The sequence below is a fragment of the Streptomyces coeruleoprunus genome, from assembly GCF_039542925.1.
GTDB classification, from domain to species: Bacteria; Actinomycetota; Actinomycetes; order Streptomycetales; family Streptomycetaceae; genus Streptomyces; species Streptomyces coeruleoprunus.
The window spans coordinates 1,321,774-1,337,843 of the sequence record NZ_BAABIT010000001.1; the positions used below are offsets into that span (position 1 = coordinate 1,321,774).

9 protein-coding genes and 5 pseudogenes are annotated in these 16,070 nt (G+C 77.6%); 4 read left to right on the forward strand and 10 right to left on the reverse strand.

Annotated elements, in window-relative coordinates; genetic code table 11:
- The 10 genes and pseudogenes from ABEB09_RS05745 to ABEB09_RS05790 form a co-directional block, all read right to left on the reverse strand.
- Complete coding sequence (locus ABEB09_RS05745; RefSeq protein ID WP_345687748.1) at nt 1-1,755, reverse strand: ABC transporter ATP-binding protein; 1,755 nt, start codon at nt 1,753-1,755, stop codon at nt 1-3.
- Entirely contained in the window at nt 1,752-3,485 is a 1,734-nt protein-coding gene (locus ABEB09_RS05750; protein WP_345693846.1) for an ABC transporter ATP-binding protein/permease, read from the reverse strand. Before ABEB09_RS05750 ends, ABEB09_RS05745 begins: the two co-directional genes overlap by 4 nt.
- Nucleotides 3,486-4,654: 1,169 nt before the next feature.
- Nucleotides 4,655-6,002, reverse strand: a pseudogene (locus ABEB09_RS05755) (YcaO-like family protein).
- Nucleotides 5,999-7,426 carry a CocE/NonD family hydrolase gene (locus ABEB09_RS05760; protein WP_345693847.1) on the reverse strand — a complete coding sequence of 476 codons (1,428 nt, stop codon included), beginning with the start codon at nt 7,424-7,426 and terminating at the stop codon, nt 5,999-6,001. The pseudogene ABEB09_RS05755 and the gene ABEB09_RS05760 overlap by 4 nt, the downstream one beginning before the upstream one ends.
- Before the next feature lie 5 nt (nt 7,427-7,431).
- Entirely contained in the window at nt 7,432-8,238 is an 807-nt protein-coding gene (locus tag ABEB09_RS05765; RefSeq protein WP_345687750.1) for a hypothetical protein, read from the reverse strand.
- Between the two features lie 109 nt (nt 8,239-8,347).
- Entirely contained in the window at nt 8,348-8,482 is a 135-nt protein-coding gene (amiA, locus tag ABEB09_RS05770; protein WP_345687752.1) for a streptamidine family RiPP, read from the reverse strand.
- Nucleotides 8,483-8,549: 67 nt separating this feature from the next.
- Nucleotides 8,550-9,424, reverse strand: a pseudogene (locus ABEB09_RS05775) (ABC transporter ATP-binding protein).
- Nucleotides 9,421-10,460 (reverse strand): annotated as a pseudogene (locus ABEB09_RS05780) (FecCD family ABC transporter permease). The pseudogenes ABEB09_RS05775 and ABEB09_RS05780 overlap by 4 nt, the downstream one beginning before the upstream one ends.
- Nucleotides 10,457-11,526 (reverse strand): annotated as a pseudogene (locus ABEB09_RS05785) (FecCD family ABC transporter permease). The pseudogenes ABEB09_RS05780 and ABEB09_RS05785 overlap by 4 nt, the downstream one beginning before the upstream one ends.
- Before the next feature lie 11 nt (nt 11,527-11,537).
- A complete protein-coding gene (locus tag ABEB09_RS05790; protein WP_345687754.1) occupies nt 11,538-12,524 on the reverse strand; it encodes an ABC transporter substrate-binding protein in 987 nt (328 codons plus the stop codon).
- Nucleotides 12,525-12,624: 100 nt separating this feature from the next.
- Between ABEB09_RS05790 and ABEB09_RS05795 the strand changes: the two are divergent.
- The 4 genes and pseudogenes from ABEB09_RS05795 (at nt 12,625) to ABEB09_RS05810 (ending at nt 16,070) form a co-directional block, all read left to right on the forward strand.
- Nucleotides 12,625-13,847: pseudogene (locus tag ABEB09_RS05795) on the forward strand (hypothetical protein).
- Nucleotides 13,848-13,946: 99 nt separating this feature from the next.
- The gene (locus ABEB09_RS05800) at nt 13,947-14,723 is read left to right on the forward strand and encodes a hypothetical protein (RefSeq protein WP_345687756.1); all 777 of its coding nucleotides are present in this window, start codon (nt 13,947-13,949) and stop codon (nt 14,721-14,723) included.
- 309 nt (nt 14,724-15,032) lie between these two features.
- Nucleotides 15,033-15,527: a protein-tyrosine phosphatase family protein gene (locus ABEB09_RS05805; protein WP_345687758.1), complete on the forward strand. Its 495-nt coding sequence runs from the start codon at nt 15,033-15,035 to the stop codon at nt 15,525-15,527.
- A 111-nt stretch (nt 15,528-15,638) separates the two neighbouring features.
- The gene (locus tag ABEB09_RS05810) at nt 15,639-16,070 is read left to right on the forward strand and encodes a hypothetical protein (RefSeq protein WP_345687760.1); all 432 of its coding nucleotides are present in this window, start codon (nt 15,639-15,641) and stop codon (nt 16,068-16,070) included.

Sequence of the window (16,070 nt, forward strand, 5' to 3'; positions counted from 1 at the left end):
TCACCGTGTCAGCACCCGGCTGAACGCCCCCTTTCCCGCCGCCAGTTCGTCCCACGTGCCCGCCTCCGCGATCCGCCCCGCCTCCAGCACGGCGATGCGGTCGGCGCGCCGGACCGTCGCGGGGCGGTGGGCGATCACCACCGTCGTACGGCCCCGCGAGGCCGCCGCCAGCGCGCGGCTCAGCTCCGCGTCACCGGCCGTGTCCAGGTGGGCCGTCGACTCGTCCAGGACCAGCACCCGCGGCCGGGCCAGCAGGGCGCGGGCCAGGGCGACGCGGGAGCGCTGGCCGCCGGACAGCGTGGCGCCCCGCTCGCCGACCGCCGTCGCGAAGCCGTCCGGCAGGGCGTCGGCGATCCGGTCGACGCCGCACAGCCGGGCCGCGGCCCGCAGCTCCTCGTCCGTCGCGTCGGGCGCGGCCAGGCGGAGGTTGTCGGCGAGGGTGCCGTGGAACAGCGGGGCGTCCTGGCCGACGACGGAGACGGCGGCGCGCAGCTCCGGTTCGGCCACGTCCCTGAGGTCGACGGCCGTGCCGTCGGCGCCGACGAGTTCGACCGTTCCGCCGGTGGGGTCCCAGAAGCGGGCCAGGAGGTGGGCGCAGGTCGACTTGCCCGCGCCGGACGCGCCGACGAGGGCCAGGGTCTCGCCCGCGCGGACGGTGAGGTCCACGCCGTCGAGGACGGTCCGCCCGGCGCCGTAGTCGAAACGGACACCCCGCAGCCGCACGCCGAGGGGCCCGGCCGGCACGGGGCGGGGGTCCCGGGCGGGCGGGGCGCCGGCCGGGGCGCGGACGGCCGCGCCGACCCGCGCCGCCGCGGCCCGCAGCCCGCCGGCCTGCCCGAGGGCGGCGGACGAGTCGGCGACCGGGGCGAGCACCCCGAGGGCCAGGGCCATCGCGGCCGGTGCCCACGCCCCGCCGGACGCCCACGGCCCGCCCGGCGCCCGGGCGGCCACCACGACGACGCCCACCACGGCCGCCACGACCAGCACGTCGCGTACGGCGGCCGCGCCGGCCTCCCAGGCGTGTTCGGCGCGCTGGGCCTCCCCGAGGCGCGCGCCGTGCTCGCGCAGCCGTTCGCGGCGCCGGTCGAGGGCGCCGAACGCCAGCAGTTCGCGCAGCCCGTCGACCGTCTCCACGACCTCGGCGGACAGCTCGGCGGCCGCCCGCCGGGTGCGGGTCCCGCGGGCCGCGCGGCCCCGCCCGTCCAGCAGCGGCACCAGGGCCAGCAGCCCGGCCACCGGCAGGACGACGGCCGGGAGCCAGGGGTCGACCACGGCCAGGACGACGGTCCCGCCCCCGAAGACGACGCCGGACGCGGCGAGTTGGGCGATGGCGTGCGCGTAGAAGAACTCCAGCGCCTCGACGTCGCCGAGCGCCGCCGCCGCGAGGTCGCCGCTGCGCCGCCCGGCGATCCGGGCGGGCGCCGACCGGGCGAGCCCGTCGAAGACCCGTACGCGCAGCTCGGCCAGGACGCGGTAGGCCAGGTCGTGCGAGAGGTCCATCTCGCGCCAGGTCGCCAGCGACCGTACGAGGACGAGCGCCACGAGGGCGGCGACCGTGCCGGGACCGGGCAGGCGGTGTGCGACGACCGCCGCGCCCACGGTGTGCGCGGCGAGCGTCACGAGGGCGACGAGCGCCGCCTGGTCGACGAGCGCGGCGCAGAAGGTGCGGGCGGTCATGGCCTTGTGCGCGGCGAGGACGGGGAGCAGGGCGCGCAGGGCGCCGCGCTGCCGCGCGGGGGTGTCCGTCAGGGTCATGCCGCCTCCTCCTGGGTGTGCCCGGCCGCGACGAGCCGCGCGTACACGCCGCTCTGCGCGGTGAGCGTGGCGTGGGTGCCGATCGCGTCGACGCGGCCCCCGTCGAGCACGACGATGCGGTCGGCGTCCCGCACCGACGCGAGCCGGTGCGCGACGACCAGGCAGGTGCGGCCGCGCGCCGCGCGCAGCAGGGCGCGCACGATCTGCGCCTCGCGCCGCTCGTCGACCGCGCTGGTCGCCTCGTCCAGGACGAGGACGGGCGCGTCGGCGAGCAAGGCCCGGGCGAGGGCGAGGCGTTGGCGCTGCCCGCCGGAGAGCGTCGTACCGCGTTCGCCGACGCGGGTGGCGTAGCCGTCGGGCAGGGCGGCGATCTCGTCGTGGATGCCGGCGGCGCGGGCGGCCCGGCGCAGCTCGTCGTCCGTCGCTCCGGGGCGGGCGAGGCGGAGGTTGTCCGCGATCGTGGCGTGGAAGAGGTACGTGTCCTGCGAGACGACCGCGACGCCGCGCCGCAGCGACTCCAGGGTGTGGGCGGTGTGGTCGACGCCGTCGAGGGTGACGCGGCCGCCGTCGGGGTCCCACTGGCGCAGGAGCAGGGCGAGCAGGGTGGACTTGCCCGCCCCGGACGGGCCGACGATCGCGGTCGTCCGGCCCGCGTCGGCGGTGAACGTCACGCCGTCCACGGCGGGCCGGGCGGTGTCGGGGTAGGTGAAGCGGACGTCCTCGAAGCGGATCCGGGGCGCGCCGGGCCGGTCGGCGGCGACGGTCCCGGTGTCGGGGACGGCGGGGCGCGCGGTGCGCAGCTCGGCCAGTCCGTCCGCCGCCGAGACGCCGAGGTAGCCGGCGTGCCACTCGCGGGACAGGTCGCGGACGGGACGGAAGCACTCGGAGGCGAGGAGCAGCACGAGGTACGTGCCGGTCGCGGTGGTCCGGCCGGACGCGGCCGACGCGCAGGCGACGAGGGCCGCCGCCACGGTGCCGCCCTGGACGGCGAGGTCGGTGATGCCGGTGTCGACGAGCGAGACGCGCAGTTTGGCCACGGTCGCCCGGTGCAGCCGCGCCGACCGGTCCTCGAGGCGGGCCCGGGTGCGGGCCACGGCGCCCGCGGCCCGCAGGGCGGGCATGCCCTGGAGGGCCTCCAGGTAGTCGGCGGACAGCGCCTCGTACGTCCCCCAGTGCTCCTGGCCGCGCCGGGCGAGGAGCCGGTCCCACCAGCGGGGCGCGAAGAGGGCGAGGAGGAGCGCGGGGGCGAGCGCCAGGAGCGCCCGGGGTTCCACGGCGGCCACGGCGGCGAGGAGGAGGGGCGGGGCGGCGCAGGTGACGAGGGCTTGGGGGAGGTAGCGGGAGACGTACGCGTCGACGCCCTCGACGCCGTCGACGAGTGTGGCGCGTACGGCTCCTGCGCGGTCGCCGGTGCCCCGGAGCGGGCCGAGGTCGCCGAGCCGTCGCAGGAGGGCGTCGCGCAGGGCGGTGCGGACGGTGGCGCCGGCCCGGGCGGCGAGGGTGCGCTGCCGGCGGGTGAGGAGGGCGCGGGCGGCCACGGCGGCGAGGACGGCGGCCAGGAGGGCCGGCAGGTCCGCGGTGGCGCCGCGGGCGAGGGCGGACAGGGCGAACGCGAGGAGGACCGCCTGGGCGAGGTGGGTCGCGGTGACGGCGGCCAGCAGCGCGGTGGCGGCGAGCAGGGTGCGGCGTGCGGGGCGTGTGGCGCGCAGCAGCTCCGGGTGGAGCATCATCGGGCTTCGTTCCCTTCTGTGCGCGGGGCCTTCCCTGCGCGGGCCTTCCGCGCGCAGGCCGAGCGCCAGGGCGTGGACGATGTCGGGCGGGCCGTCCGGGCCGTGCTGCCAGGAGCCGACCGGGCGGGAGGCGAGGCCCAGCGCGGTGGCGGTGGCCTGGGCGACGCCGATGCCGTACCCGGCGGCGAGGTGGTCGCGGCGGACGCGGGCGGGCGGTGCGTCGTCGGGGCAGCCGTGCGCGAGGAGTACGGCTCCGGTGCCGGCGAGCCACGCCTGGCGCGCCGCCCGGGCGGCGAGTCCGGCGGAGCCGGGGCGCAGGCTCCAGCGGGGGCCGTCGGGGCCGGCCGCCGTCCGGGCGGTCGTGCGGAGGACGTCGAGGTGTTCGGCGGCGGGTACGCCCCGGAAGGGCGGTGGCGCGCTGCGGCGGGCCGCCAGGACGGCCGGCGGGTGCGCGGCGGCCTCGGTGGGGAGCCAGGTCGTGGTCGTCGACGCGGTGACCGCGCCGAGGAGGTGCCAGGTGTCCCGGAGCACCGGGGGCGGGCTGTGGGGCGTGGGTCCGGGGCTGCCCGTGCCGGGATACGCGGCCCAGCGCGTCAGGTCCCCGGGCTCGCCCCGCGTCAGGCGCACGGCCGCCACGGGATGTTCGGGCTCGGCGCCCCGCCAGTCGGCCGGCAGTCCCGCCGCCGCGGCGAGGAGCGTGCCGTCCGCGTCGGGGCACCAGGCCGTCGCGCCCGCCAGGGCGAGGGCGGCGGCCGCGTGGCCGGTGTCCAGCAGGAGCAGCGGCCAGGCGCGGTGGCCGTAGTGGAAGACGGTGCGGCGGGCGGTGACCGTCAGGACGGCGAGCGCGCCGGCGGGCGCGCCCCGCACCGTGCCGCGCGGGAGCAGCCGGTGGCGCCCCGGGTCGTAGGCGTACCGTCCCGCGGGCGGGCCGAGGCCGTCGCCCAGCAGGAGGTGGGCGTTGACCGGGTGCAGGGCGCCGGCGGACGGGGCCGGGCGCAGCCGGTCGCCCGCCAGGGAGTGGCGCAGCAGCCGGTCGAGGGCGGGCGGTACGGGGAGCGGGGCGCCGGGCCACGGGGTCGTGCGCCGGCCCGCCGGGAAGTCGGGGGCGGGCGCCTCGGGCGACCGGGCGCGCGTCAGGGCTGTGGAGACGTCCATCACCTGGGGGTCCGTCACATGTGCGGGGGCGGGACGAGGGTGAAGTCGTCCGGGGCGGTCGGCGGCGCGGTGCGCCAGCCGCGGCTCAGGGCGGCTTCGGTGAAGCGGGGGCAGCCCAGGTAGGCGAAGGCGGCGGGGGCGTTGGGGACCAGGCCGGTGACGAGGACGCGGGCGACGCGCAGGGGTGTCTCCGCGATGTCCTCGGTGGTGAGGTCGAGGGTGACGACCCGGTGGCCGCCGTCCGCGAGGCGGGCGTCGAGGGCGGCGCGGGTGGTGGGGGCGACGTCCTGGACGGGGACGGTGCCGAGCGCGGGCGCGGTGAAGCGGCGGGCGTGGCCGTGCGTCCGGGGTCCAGCCAGACCTGGACGTGGGCGCCGAGGTCGCGGACGGCGGCGAAGTGCTCGCCGCAGTCGTCCAGGTAGCGGCGGTCGGCGCGGTGGTCGAGGTAGAGGCCGCGGGCCAGCAGCCCGGCGTCGATCGCCCGGAACACCCAGCCGTCCGGGTCGGTGGTGCCCTGGGTGAAGACCCAGGTGTGGACGGCTTCGAGGACGGCCTTGCGGGCGGCCTCGGCGGGGTCGTAGCGGCAGGCGAAGCCGGCGGCGTAGAGGTCGCGGGCCGGGTCGTGGACGAGGGCGGCCATACAGGGCGCGAACTCGGAGGGCATCTCGACGATCCACACGTCGAGGGCGCTGCCGTCGAGGTCGCGGGTGAGGCCGGGGACGCTGTCGGGGTCGATGCCGCGGGTGGGCCCGTCGAGGTGCCACCACAGTTCCAGGGCGTCGCGCTCGACGACTTCGAGGAGGCCGCGTTCCACGGCGTCGTCGAGGCCCTGGCCGGTGGCGATGCCCGCGTAGTTGAGGTGGTGGGTGCGGGGCAGCGAACGGTGTTCGCCCTGGCGCCAGTTGAGGTGGCTGAGGGCGACGGGGACCCAGCAGTCCTCGCCGTCCTCGGTGCCCGGGCCCACAGGGCGGGCGTGTCGGGGGTGAGGGGGCGATAGGGGAAGCCGGGGCGTGCGTACTGCCAGGGGGCGTGGGCGGGCAGGTCGGTGAGGACCCGCCGCCCCTCGGCGGTGAGTTCGGCGGCGGTGGCGCGGACGGGTGCGTGGGGGTGGTGGGGCGGCGGCAGGCGGTTGCCGCAGTAGCGTTCCACGGCCTCGGCGACGGCGGCGACGCGGGCGCCTTCGGGGTCGCCGAAGGTGGTGCCGAGGGAGACCCGGTCGGCGGGCCAGGCGCCGAAGCGGCGGGCGTCGGACACGTCGGCGGTCATGGCGGTGTAGCGGGGAGGGGCACCCTCCGGGTGCGGGACGGGCGCGACGTCACGGATCAGCCCGCAGACCGGGTCCACGAGGGCTTCGAGGTTCACGTCGGTATCTCCTGTGCGGGGTCGATGGGCTGGAGGCCCCGGACGACGGGGAGGGACAGGGCGCTGCCCTCGGGGCGCACGGTGCGGCGGGACGCCAGGAGCCGGGTGGCGGTCACGGGGTCCTCGCCGGTGTGCGGGTTGCGGGCGTGCGCGGGGAAGTGGTGGCCGGCGACCTCGACGCGCAGGCGGGTGCCGGCGTCGAGGCGGCGTGCGAGGTGGCCGAGCGGGACCGTGAGGGGCCCGTCGCCGGTGCGGCGCACGACGCCGGTGGCGAGCGGCCGGGCGTGCCCGTCGGGGGTGAGCGCGACGAGGCGTACGGCCCAGTCGGCGGACGGCGTGTCGGCGGTGGCGTCGAGCCGGGCCACGGCGGGGCCGAGGAGGTCGAGGGGGCGGGGCAGGGGCGGCGTGACGAGGAGGCACCGGTCGGGCTCGCCCTGCTCGGGCACGTCGAGGCGGTCGGACCGTACGGGGTGGTGCGGATCGGCCGTGAAGGCGGTGCCGTTCAGCGGGCGCAGGCCCGCGGGGTCACCGAAACGGCAGGTCAGGGCGGGGGGCCGCGCGGGCAGGCGGCACCAGTGGTCGCTGTCGCCGAGGGCGACGGCGGAGGTGTGCCCGGTGAGGGTGCCGTCGAGGGCGGCGCGGGCCCAGCGCGCGTAGAGGTCGCCGAGGGCGATCCGGTGGGCGGGGCGGGCCTCCGGCGCGGGTTCGGCGGTGAGGCCGTGGCCCCAGGGGCCGAGCAGCAGCCGGGCGGGCCCGTACCAGCCGCGCCAGAGCCGTACGGTGTCCGCGGCGAACGGGTCGCGCGTGCCGCCCACGGCCAGCAGGGGCGTGCCGGAGGTGAACGGGGCCCGGCGCGGGGCGTCCCAGAGGGCGGGCCAGGACGGCAGGTCCAGCAGGGTGCGGACGGGCAGCCGGTCGAGGGCGGCCGGGTCGAGGGGTGTGGTGGTGGACTCGCGGCGGTCGCCGTGGGCGGTCCACCAGCCGGCGCGGGCGGCCAGCCGTTCGGGTCCGGTGGCTTCGCGGGCGGTCTCGGCGAGGCCGAGCGCGGGGACGGCGGCGATGACGGCGTCGGCGTGGTCGGCGACGGCGAGGGCGCAGTACGCGGCGTACGAGGCGCCCGCGGCGACGACGCGGCCGTCGCTCCACGGCTGGGCCCGGATCCAGCGCAGGGTGGCCGTTCCGTCGGCGGCCTCCTGGTCGCCGTAGGGCCGCCAGGTGCCCTCGGAGCCGTAGCGGCCGCGGACGTCCTGGGCGAGTGCGGCGAATCCGCGGGCGGCCCAGGCGCGCAGCTCGGCCCGGTGGGTGCGCCGGTCGTAGGGGGTGCGCAGGACGACGGCGGGGTGCGGGCCGGGTGTCGCGGGCCGGCACAGGTCGGTGGCGAGGCCGGCGACGCGCAGGGTCTGCGGGGTGTGTTCGGCGGTCATGGTGCTCACGCGGACCGGCCCCGTTCGATGGGGGCGACGTCGGGGACGGGGAGCACGGGGTGTTCGCTGACGGTGAGGTCGGCGAGGTCGAGGCGGCGCAGGCGGCGGCGTACGGGCAGGGGGGCGCCGCTCGCCCAGGCGAGGAGGTCGCCGGTGAGCAGGGCTGCGGTGAGCGCGGCGGACGCCTCGGTGTGGCGGGGCGTCTCGTCGGGGGTGCGGTGTCCGGCCCAGTAGGCGGCGAGTTCGCGGTGGGCGGGGGTCGCGGCGAGGCGGCGGAGCCGTATGTGCGCGGAGGTGACGTCGCCGGGGGCGGTGGCGAGGGGTTCGAGCCAGGCGTGGCGGCCCTCGCGGTGGGTGCGCAGCCAGGCGGTGCCGCGGGCGGGGAGCAGCCGGTCGGCCTCGTCCCAACCGCCGGGCGGCACGGGGCCGTCCAGGCACCAGACGACGGCGGTACGGGCGGGGTCGAGGGTGGCGGCCTCGGCGACGGTCGTGTGGCGGACGTCGCCGCCGGCGTCCCGTACGCAGCGGGCGAGGGGTTCGGTGAGGTCCGCGTCGCCGAGGACGGCGACGGTACGGCCGGCCAGGGGCCGGGGCGGAGCCTCCGGCAGCGCGTGGCCGGCGTCGGCGAACGCGGCGGCGAGGCGGTCGAGTTCGGGGTCGCCCGCGCCCTTGCCGTCGGTGGTGAGCCGGGCCACGAGGGCGGCCGGGTCGGTGCCGGCGGTGTCCACGCCGAGGAACCGTCCGTCCGGGGTGCGCAGGGCGAGTCGCCCGCCGGGGACGGTGACGAGGACGGCTCCGGGGGCGAGCTGCACGGGGTTCCTCCTGTGACGGGGGGGGACGGGAGACGGGCGGTACGGGAGACGGGCGGGCCCGCCGGGAAGGCGATCCGGGCGGGCCCAGTAGGGGGAAGAGGGCCGCGGCTTACTTCTCCGCGCCCGCCTCGGCCTCGACGGCGTCGTCGAAGGGGTTCTCGACGAGGGCGTTGGAGTGGGTCGCGGAGAGGTGGGCGAGCTGGCCCTGCTCGGCGATCGGGGTGAACACCTTGTGCTGCTCCATGAGTTGAGCCTCCGTTCCTGACGGGTGGTGTGGTGCGCGCCGGTGGCCCGGCGTCGCACGACCGACCTTAATGAATATGATTTTCATTCCGCAAGGGGATTCGGGGGTGGCAGGGGGTGATCCGGGTAACACACGGGCCATCCGCCCTCCGGGTCACGCCGCCCGACCCGTCCCGCCACGCCCAGCACATCGGCCAGCAGCGACGGCGTGACGACCTCCCCGCGGCGGCCCGTCGGCCGCCACCCGCCCCGCCCGCAGCGCGACGATCCGCTCGGCGAACCGCGCGGCGTGCCCCAGGTCGTGAAGGACCATCAGGACGGTCAGCCCGCGCTCGGCCCGCAGCCGCTCCACGGTCTGCAGGACCTCCAGCTGGTGCCGCAGGTCGAGATACGTGGTGGGCTCGTCCAGCAGCAGGACGCGGGTGTCCTGGGCGAGCGCCATCGCCAGCCGTACGCGCTGCCGCTCACCGCCCGACAGGGCGTCCACCGGCCGGTCCGCCCACGCCGCGACCCCCACGTCGGCCATGGCGCGGGCGCACACCTCGTCGTCACCGTCGCGCAGCATGCCGAGCGGGCCGCGCGCCGCGTACCGCCCCTGCCGCACCAGCTGACGTACTGTCATGCCGGGGACGGGCGGCGCGGACTGGTGCAGCAGCGCGACCCTGCGGGCGGCTGCCCTGCGGGAGAGCCGGGCCACGTCGTCGCCGTCGAGGAGCACCCGCCCCGCGGCCGGTTTCAGTAGGCCCGCGCACAGTCGCAGCAGCGTGCTCTTGCCGCAGCCGTTCAGCCCGACCAGGGCGACCGACTCCCCGGCGGACACGGACAGGTCCACCCCGTCCAGCACCGCGCGCCCCGGATAGCCGAACCGCAGCGCCTCCACGCGTACGGTGCCGGTGCTCCGGGACCTGTCCCCCACTTCCGCGCGTACGTCGGTGAACGTCACCCTTCCTCCTTCCGCCGCCGGGCCACGAGCAGCAGCAGCGCGGCTCCGACGCAGGTCGTCAGCGCCCCGGCGGGCACGCTGAGCCGGTCCGTGTCCAGGCCCGCGGCCAGGACCCGGGAGAGCCACTGGGCCGCGGCGTCCGCCCCGCCCACGACGGCCGCGCCCACCAGGGCCGCACCCGGCAGCGCAGCCCGCAGGTCCGCGCCGAACAGCGCGAACGCCAGGGCGGGACGAGCAGTCCGACGAACCCCAGAGCGCCCACCGCCGAGACCGCCCCGGCCGTCAGCGCCACCGCGCAGGCCAGCGCGGCGAGCCGGGCCCGCCCGGTGCGCAGCCCCGCGGCGGCCGCCTGTTCGTCACCGCAGCGCAGCAGGGTGAGCGGCGCGGCGAGCGCGCAGGCGGCCAGGCCCCAGGCGGCGGCCCAGGGCCACAGCAGCTGCCAGTGCGTCCAGACCCGGCCCTCGGTGGAGCCGACCAGCCACTGGACGACACTGCCGAGTTCGCCGGGCGCCACGAGCAGCACCATGGCGGTGAGCCCGGACAGCACCGCCGACACGAGGACGCCGTGCACCGCGGTCTGCGCGGGGTCGCCACGGTCCCGCCCGGCGAGCAGCCACAGCAGCCCCGCCCCGGCGAACCCGCCCAGGCACGCGGCCGTCACCACGGCGGCGGGCGACTGCCAGCCGGCCAGCCCCAGACCCGTCGCGGTCACCGCGCCGAGCACCGCGCCGGGGGTGACCCCGGTGACCTCGGGCCCGGCGAGCGGGTTGCGCAGCGCCGACTGGAGCACCGCCCCGGCCAGCCCGAGCGAGGCCCCGGCGGCCAGCGCGACGAGCACGCGCGGCACGCGCAGGTTCAGCACGACGTGCCGCGCCGTGCCGTCACCGCCGCCGCGCAGCACCTCCCACACCCCACCCCCGGACACGGCACGCCCGGCCACCAGCCCGGCGCCGGCGACCGCGACGACGAGCAGCGCGAGCAGTACGCCCCTCCACAGGAGCCCGTGCCGGCTTCGCCGGACGGCAACGACGGTCATGCCGGGCCTCCTTCACCACGCGGCGAGGCACCGCCGGTGCCTCCGACGACCCCGGACAGCGCGGCGCCCGCCCGCGCGGCGCCCTTCCGCCGGGCGCCCGCCCGCAGCAGCGCCACCCCGACCGGTACGCCGAGCAGCGCGGTCCAGGCGCCGGCCGGGGTTTCCGTCGGGGCCAGGGCGAGGCGGGCCGGCTGGTCGGCGCAGGCCACGACGAGGGCGCCCCAGGCCGCCGACCAGGGCAGCCAGCCGACCGCGTCCAGGTCGGGCCGCAGCCGGCGGGCGAGGTGCGGGGCCAGGAAACCGACCCAGGCGACCGGGCCGCACACGGCGACCACGGGCGCGATGAGCAGCACGGCGATGGCGAGCGCGGCCAGCCGGGCGCGCCGTACCCGTACGCCGAGCGCCCGCGCGTCGTCGTCGCCGAGCCGCAGGACGCCGAGGACGGGCGCGCACAGGACCAGCGCGGGGACGGCGGCCGCGAGCCACGGCCACAGTCCGTCACGTCGTCCCAGGTGCGGGCGGACAGACTGCCCAGCAGGTAGCGGTAGACGATCTGGAGGTCCAGCTGGTCGGCGAGGACCATCAGGACGAGCAGCGCGGCCTGGAGCGCGGCGGAGACGGCCGCACCCGTGAGGAGCACGGCGGAGGGGCTGCGCCCGAACCCGGCCGCCAGCAACGTCAGTACGCCCCCGAGCGCCGCCCCGCCCAGCGCGAGGAACGGCTGGGCGGCGAGGGGCACGGACAACGCGAGCACGAGCGGCGCGGCGACGCCGAGCGCGGCCCCGCCGGAGACGCCGAGCATCTCCGGAACGGCCAGTGGGTTGCGCAGCGCCTCCTGGAGGACGAGCCCCGCCGCGCCGAGGCAGGCGCCCGCGACGAGGGCGAGGACGAGCCGCGGCAGGCGCAGTTCGGTGACGACGATCCCGGCGAGGTCGTCGCCGCCGAGGGCGCCGGGCAGCCGCGGGAGCGGCACGTACGGCGTCCCGAGGCACAGCGCGCACCAGACGGCGACGGCCAGCACCACCGCCGCCGCGGCGAGGTGCCGCGCCGGCCGGGCGAAGAGCACGGTCGGCGGGGTCACTTGAGCGCGGCCGTCGCCTCGTCGAGGACGATGCCGAGGGAGCGGGTGCCCCGCCCCTTGGCCCACACGTCCGCGTTCACCTCGTGGACGTCGCCGTTCTTCACGGCGGGGATGCGGGACCACAGCGGGTTCTTGGCGAGTTTGTCGGAGAGCTTGCCGTCGGAGGGTCCGCCGAAGGACAGCGTCTCGACGAACAGCACGTCGACGTCCCGGGCGAGGATCTCCTCCATGCTGTAGGTGCCGTCGACGCCGCGGCTCTGCCACGGGTAGTCGGAGATCCGGGGGAACAGCCCGGCGGTGACGTCCGTGCCGGGGGTGGCGACGCCGAAGTTCTCGTCGCTGCCGAAGATGATGAGCGCCGTCTTGTCGCTCCTGGTCCGCTCGGCCGCGGCGAGCTCGCCGCGGAACGCCCGCTCGGCGGTCTCGCCCTGCGCCGTACGGCCGGTGAGCGCGGCGAGGCCGCGCAGATAGCCGACGCTGTCCTCCCAGTCGCGCGGCTGGACGGGCCAGAAGACGGTGGCGCCCTTCAGGGCGGGGGCGAGCTTGCCGTGGGTGTCCTCCAAGCCGATGACCAGGTCCGGCTTGTGGGAGAGGATCGCCTCGGTCTCCGGGGCGATGAACCCGCCGGGGACGACGGGCACGGCCGCGGCCTTCTCCTTGCCGAGGAACCGGGGGTGGGCGAGCAGCTGCGAGTTGGTGGCGACGGGCGTCATGCCGAGTTCGGCGAGCATGTCGTCGCACAGGGCGACCAGGCAGACGACGCGTCGGGGCGGGGCGGTGGTGGCGACCTTGTGGCCCTGGGGGTCGGTGATCCGACGGGCCGCGGCGATCGGCCGGACCGTCACGTCGGTCCTGGCGCCGGGCCGGGCGGGCCCGTCGTCCGCCGGTGCGGGCTCGGCGGTGGTACCGCAGCCGGCGAGCAGCGTCCCCATGACGGCGACGGCCGCCCAGCGCCGCACGGTCATCAGCATCCTGCGTGGCATCGGGCCCTCTTTCGTGGTGTCGAAAATTCCGTGGGTGGGTCGAACAAACGCGAGCCACATGATAATCATTATCAATAACAAACCGACCGCGGAGTTCGCCATGCCCCTCTCCCCCCGCCTGCTGGTCGCCGATCAAGTGGCCGGATCCCTACGGGTCCTGGACCTCCCGCACGGCCGCGTCGTCGGCGTCGTGGAGGGCCGGCACCTCGCCGAGCACGCGGGTTTCCTCGCCCTGCCCGGCGGCCGCACGGCGTTCGTCGACGACCTGGCGGGCGAGCTGGTCGTCCTCGACCCGTACGGCCCCGACGCGGGCCGCCCGATGGTCGCCGCGACCGTTCCGGTGGCCACGCCCGCCGAGCACATCGCCGCCGATCCGGCCGGCCGCCACCTCGTCGTGACCACCGGACTCGGCCGCAGTTGGGAGGCGTGGAGCGACCTCCTGACCGCCGTGGACCTGGGCGCGCCCGGCGGCCCCAAGGCGGTACGGGTACGCACACGCCGCGGCGAGCCGGGCGTCACCGTCCTCGGCGGCGGGCCGCCGCTCGTCGTGCTGCGCCACCGTGAGCCGGGCTCCCTCACCGCGTACCGGCACGCCGACCTCATGGGCGCCGCGCCCGCCTGCCCTCCGGCCTCCCCCGCGTACGAGGCGCCGCTGCCCGACGACGACGGGCACGGCGACGCCCACGACCCGGTCACGGGGCGGCTGTTCGCCGCGGCGGGCTCCGGGGTGCACCGCGCCCGGCGCGACGGCGACCGGCTCGTGCGGGAGGAGCCGCTGCCCTGGGCGGGCCCGGGGCGCGGCTACTACCTGCGGCTCGACCCGGCGCGCCGGGTGCTGTGGTCCTGTGTGCGCGGCGGGCCCGCCGACCCCGGCCGGTGGCCGGAGTGGACCAACGACGCCTGGTTCCACGCGCTCGACGAGGGGCGCACCGGCCGGGTGCCGCTCGGCCCCGGCCTGGTCTTCCGCCTCGCGGTGGCCGCGCACCACGTCGCGTACAGCCGCGTCCACCCCGACGGCGACGAACTGGTGCTGCTGGACCGGGAGTCCGCGCGCGCGTCGTGGCGCGGCATCCGCTGCCGCCCATGGACGGGGCGCCGAAGCCGGGCGGCACGCCGTGGGACGGGGTGCAGCGCCGGGCCGTGGCCGCGTCGCCCGGCTCGCCGCTGATCGCCGTCAGCCGCGGCGGCCACGGGGAGGTTCACCTTTTCGACGGAACGGAACCGGCCACCACCCTGGAGGTTCCGACACCCCTCGACGACGGCGGACACCTTGCCGTGATCGCCCCGGACGACGGCGCGGAGGGCGATCCGGTCGGCCGCTGATTGTGAATCAATTCACGTTGCCCTCTTGGCCGGTCGCTCGTATCCGTGCTGTGATGCGTCCGAACTCAACAGCTCGATGGCGCGCTTGGGGAGGGCGATGTGGCGCATACCGCCATGTCTGGTACGGGAACGACCGAAAGCGACGATCCACTCCAGACCGCGGTATGGCGCCTGCGCTCGCGCGGCTGCTGGAGCGACGCGGCCGCGCTGCTCGCGCCCCGCGCCGAACGGCCGGACGTCGCCGTCCAGCGGGCCTCGCTGCTGATCGAGCGCTGCCTGTACACCGAGGAGGGTTGGGCGGACGCGGAGGACGCCCTGCGCTCCGCCGAGGCGGTCGCCCGGAGCGACGACGACCGCGGCGCCGCGGCCTGCGAGCGGGGCTACCTCGCCTACGCGGCGACCCTGCACGGCGTACGGGACCGGGCGGACGAGGCACGGGCGGCACTCGGCAGGGCCGCGGCCCTCCTGGGGCCCGCCGCGCCCGGCCGGCCGCTGCTGGACTTCCGGCGCGGGCTGCTCGCCCAGTACCTGGCGGACTCCCCGCAGGCCGCGCGCGCCGCGTACCGCCGCGCCCACGCGGGCGCGACCGCCCACAACGACACGCTGCTGCTGTCCTTCACCTGGCGGCACCTGGCCGGGCTGGCGCTGCGGGACGGCGAGCTGGCGGAGGCCCGGCACGGCTTCGCCGAGTCGCTCCGGCTGCGCGAGGAGCTGGGCTACCTGGTGGGTACGGCTCCGGCCCTGGCCGCCCTGGCGGACGCGGAGCCCGAGCCGGAGGCCACCCGCCTGCGCGCGGAGGCCCAGCGCCTGTTCCGCCTGCTGGGCGGCGTACCGACGTGGCTGGCGGCGCAATTGGCGCCACGACCGGCGGTCTGAGGAACGCCTGCTACTCCGGACGACCGATCCACCGGTCGAACGACTGGCCGTACCGCGGCGGCCTGGACCGCCTCCTCTTCCGGGGCGGGCAGGGTGATCGCGGCGGTCCCGGCGACGCCTTCTTCCCCCACCCCGTCCCTTCCGGGATCGGGGGTCTCCGCCTCCCGGACCCCCACTCCCCAAACGCCGGAGAGGCTGAATTCAGCCCCGGCCGGCGCTTGAGGGGAAGCCCGGGCCGATCCTGCGGGCAGCCCCCGGCCCCGGTCGCCTCCGCGCGGCTCCGGGGGGACGATGGCGTGGGAGGCCACCATGCGGCAGGTCCGTTCGCACGACCGTGAGGTCCCGGCTCCCCGGAGCCGCTGGGACGAGATCGTGCCGGGCCTGTGGATGGGCGGCCATGTGTGGGCCGACGGGTCGGGCGGGCTGCGGCCGGTGGTCCCGGACCGTGAGTTCGGGCTGGTCGTGAGCCTCTACACGTACCCGGGACACGGCCCGGCGCCGGAGGTCGAGCACCGGGTCTCGGTGATCCCCGACGGGCCCCTGGCCGCGCCGCAGCTGGACGAGGTCGTCCGGGTCGCCGCACTGACCGTGCGCGCGGTGAGGGAGGGCCGCCCGACACTGGTGCGCTGTTTCGCGGGCTACAACCGCTCCGGCCTGGTCACCGCCCTGGCCCTGTGCGGCCTGGGCGGCCTCGACGCCTCCGAGGCGATCACGCTGATCCGACGCCGCAGGTCGCCTTGGGCGCTGCACAACGAGACGTTCGTGGGGTACCTGCTGGCGGGCCTGCCTCCGGTGCGGGCTTGATCTGCCCCTCCGGCGCTCGAGGAGCGGGGGTTGGGGGGGCGGATCCCCCGATTCGGGAAGGGGCGGGGTGGGGAAAGATCCGCCGGACCGGAACATGAAAGGGTGCCTGTCATGAACCCTTCCGAACCGGACGCCGAGCTACCGCTGTCCCTCCAGGACGCCGGTGCGGCCTCCTGGTCGGTCCGGGCCGCCGCCGGACGCCACCTGGCGACCGCGGCCGAACTGCCCGAGGTGGCCGAGGCGCTGCACCGGCTGCTGCTGGACGCCCACGACACGGCGGTGACCATGGAGACGGCGGAGGCGCTGCTGGAGCGCCGGGACACCCGTGGCCTCCGCCTGGTCCTGGGGGCGCTCACGGAGGCGGACGAGGACACGGGCCAGGAACTGCTCACGTCGCTCGACCGGATCCACGGCCGGTCCTGGGAGGACATCGCCCGCCTGCGGCACCTGGCCACGGAACTGACATCGGACGCCGACGAGGCGGTCGCGGCCGAGGCGCGCGGGATTCTCGGCCGACTGCCCTCCCGGGGGCACCCGGCCTGA

Excerpts from the sequence above, each read along its gene's own strand:
- ABEB09_RS05790 (WP_345687754.1), bottom strand. The coding sequence starts at position 12,524 with ATGCCACGCAGGATGCTGATGACCGTGCGGCGCTGGGCGGCCGTCGCC.
- ABEB09_RS05805 (WP_345687758.1), top strand. The coding sequence starts at position 15,033 with ATGCGGCAGGTCCGTTCGCACGACCGTGAGGTCCCGGCTCCCCGGAGC.
- ABEB09_RS05760 (WP_345693847.1), bottom strand. The coding sequence starts at position 7,426 with ATGACCGCCGAACACACCCCGCAGACCCTGCGCGTCGCCGGCCTCGCC.
- ABEB09_RS05750 (WP_345693846.1), bottom strand. The coding sequence starts at position 3,485 with ATGATGCTCCACCCGGAGCTGCTGCGCGCCACACGCCCCGCACGCCGC.
- ABEB09_RS05745 (WP_345687748.1), bottom strand. The coding sequence starts at position 1,755 with ATGACCCTGACGGACACCCCCGCGCGGCAGCGCGGCGCCCTGCGCGCC.
- amiA (WP_345687752.1), bottom strand. The coding sequence starts at position 8,482 with ATGGAGCAGCACAAGGTGTTCACCCCGATCGCCGAGCAGGGCCAGCTC.
- ABEB09_RS05810 (WP_345687760.1), top strand. The coding sequence starts at position 15,639 with ATGAACCCTTCCGAACCGGACGCCGAGCTACCGCTGTCCCTCCAGGAC.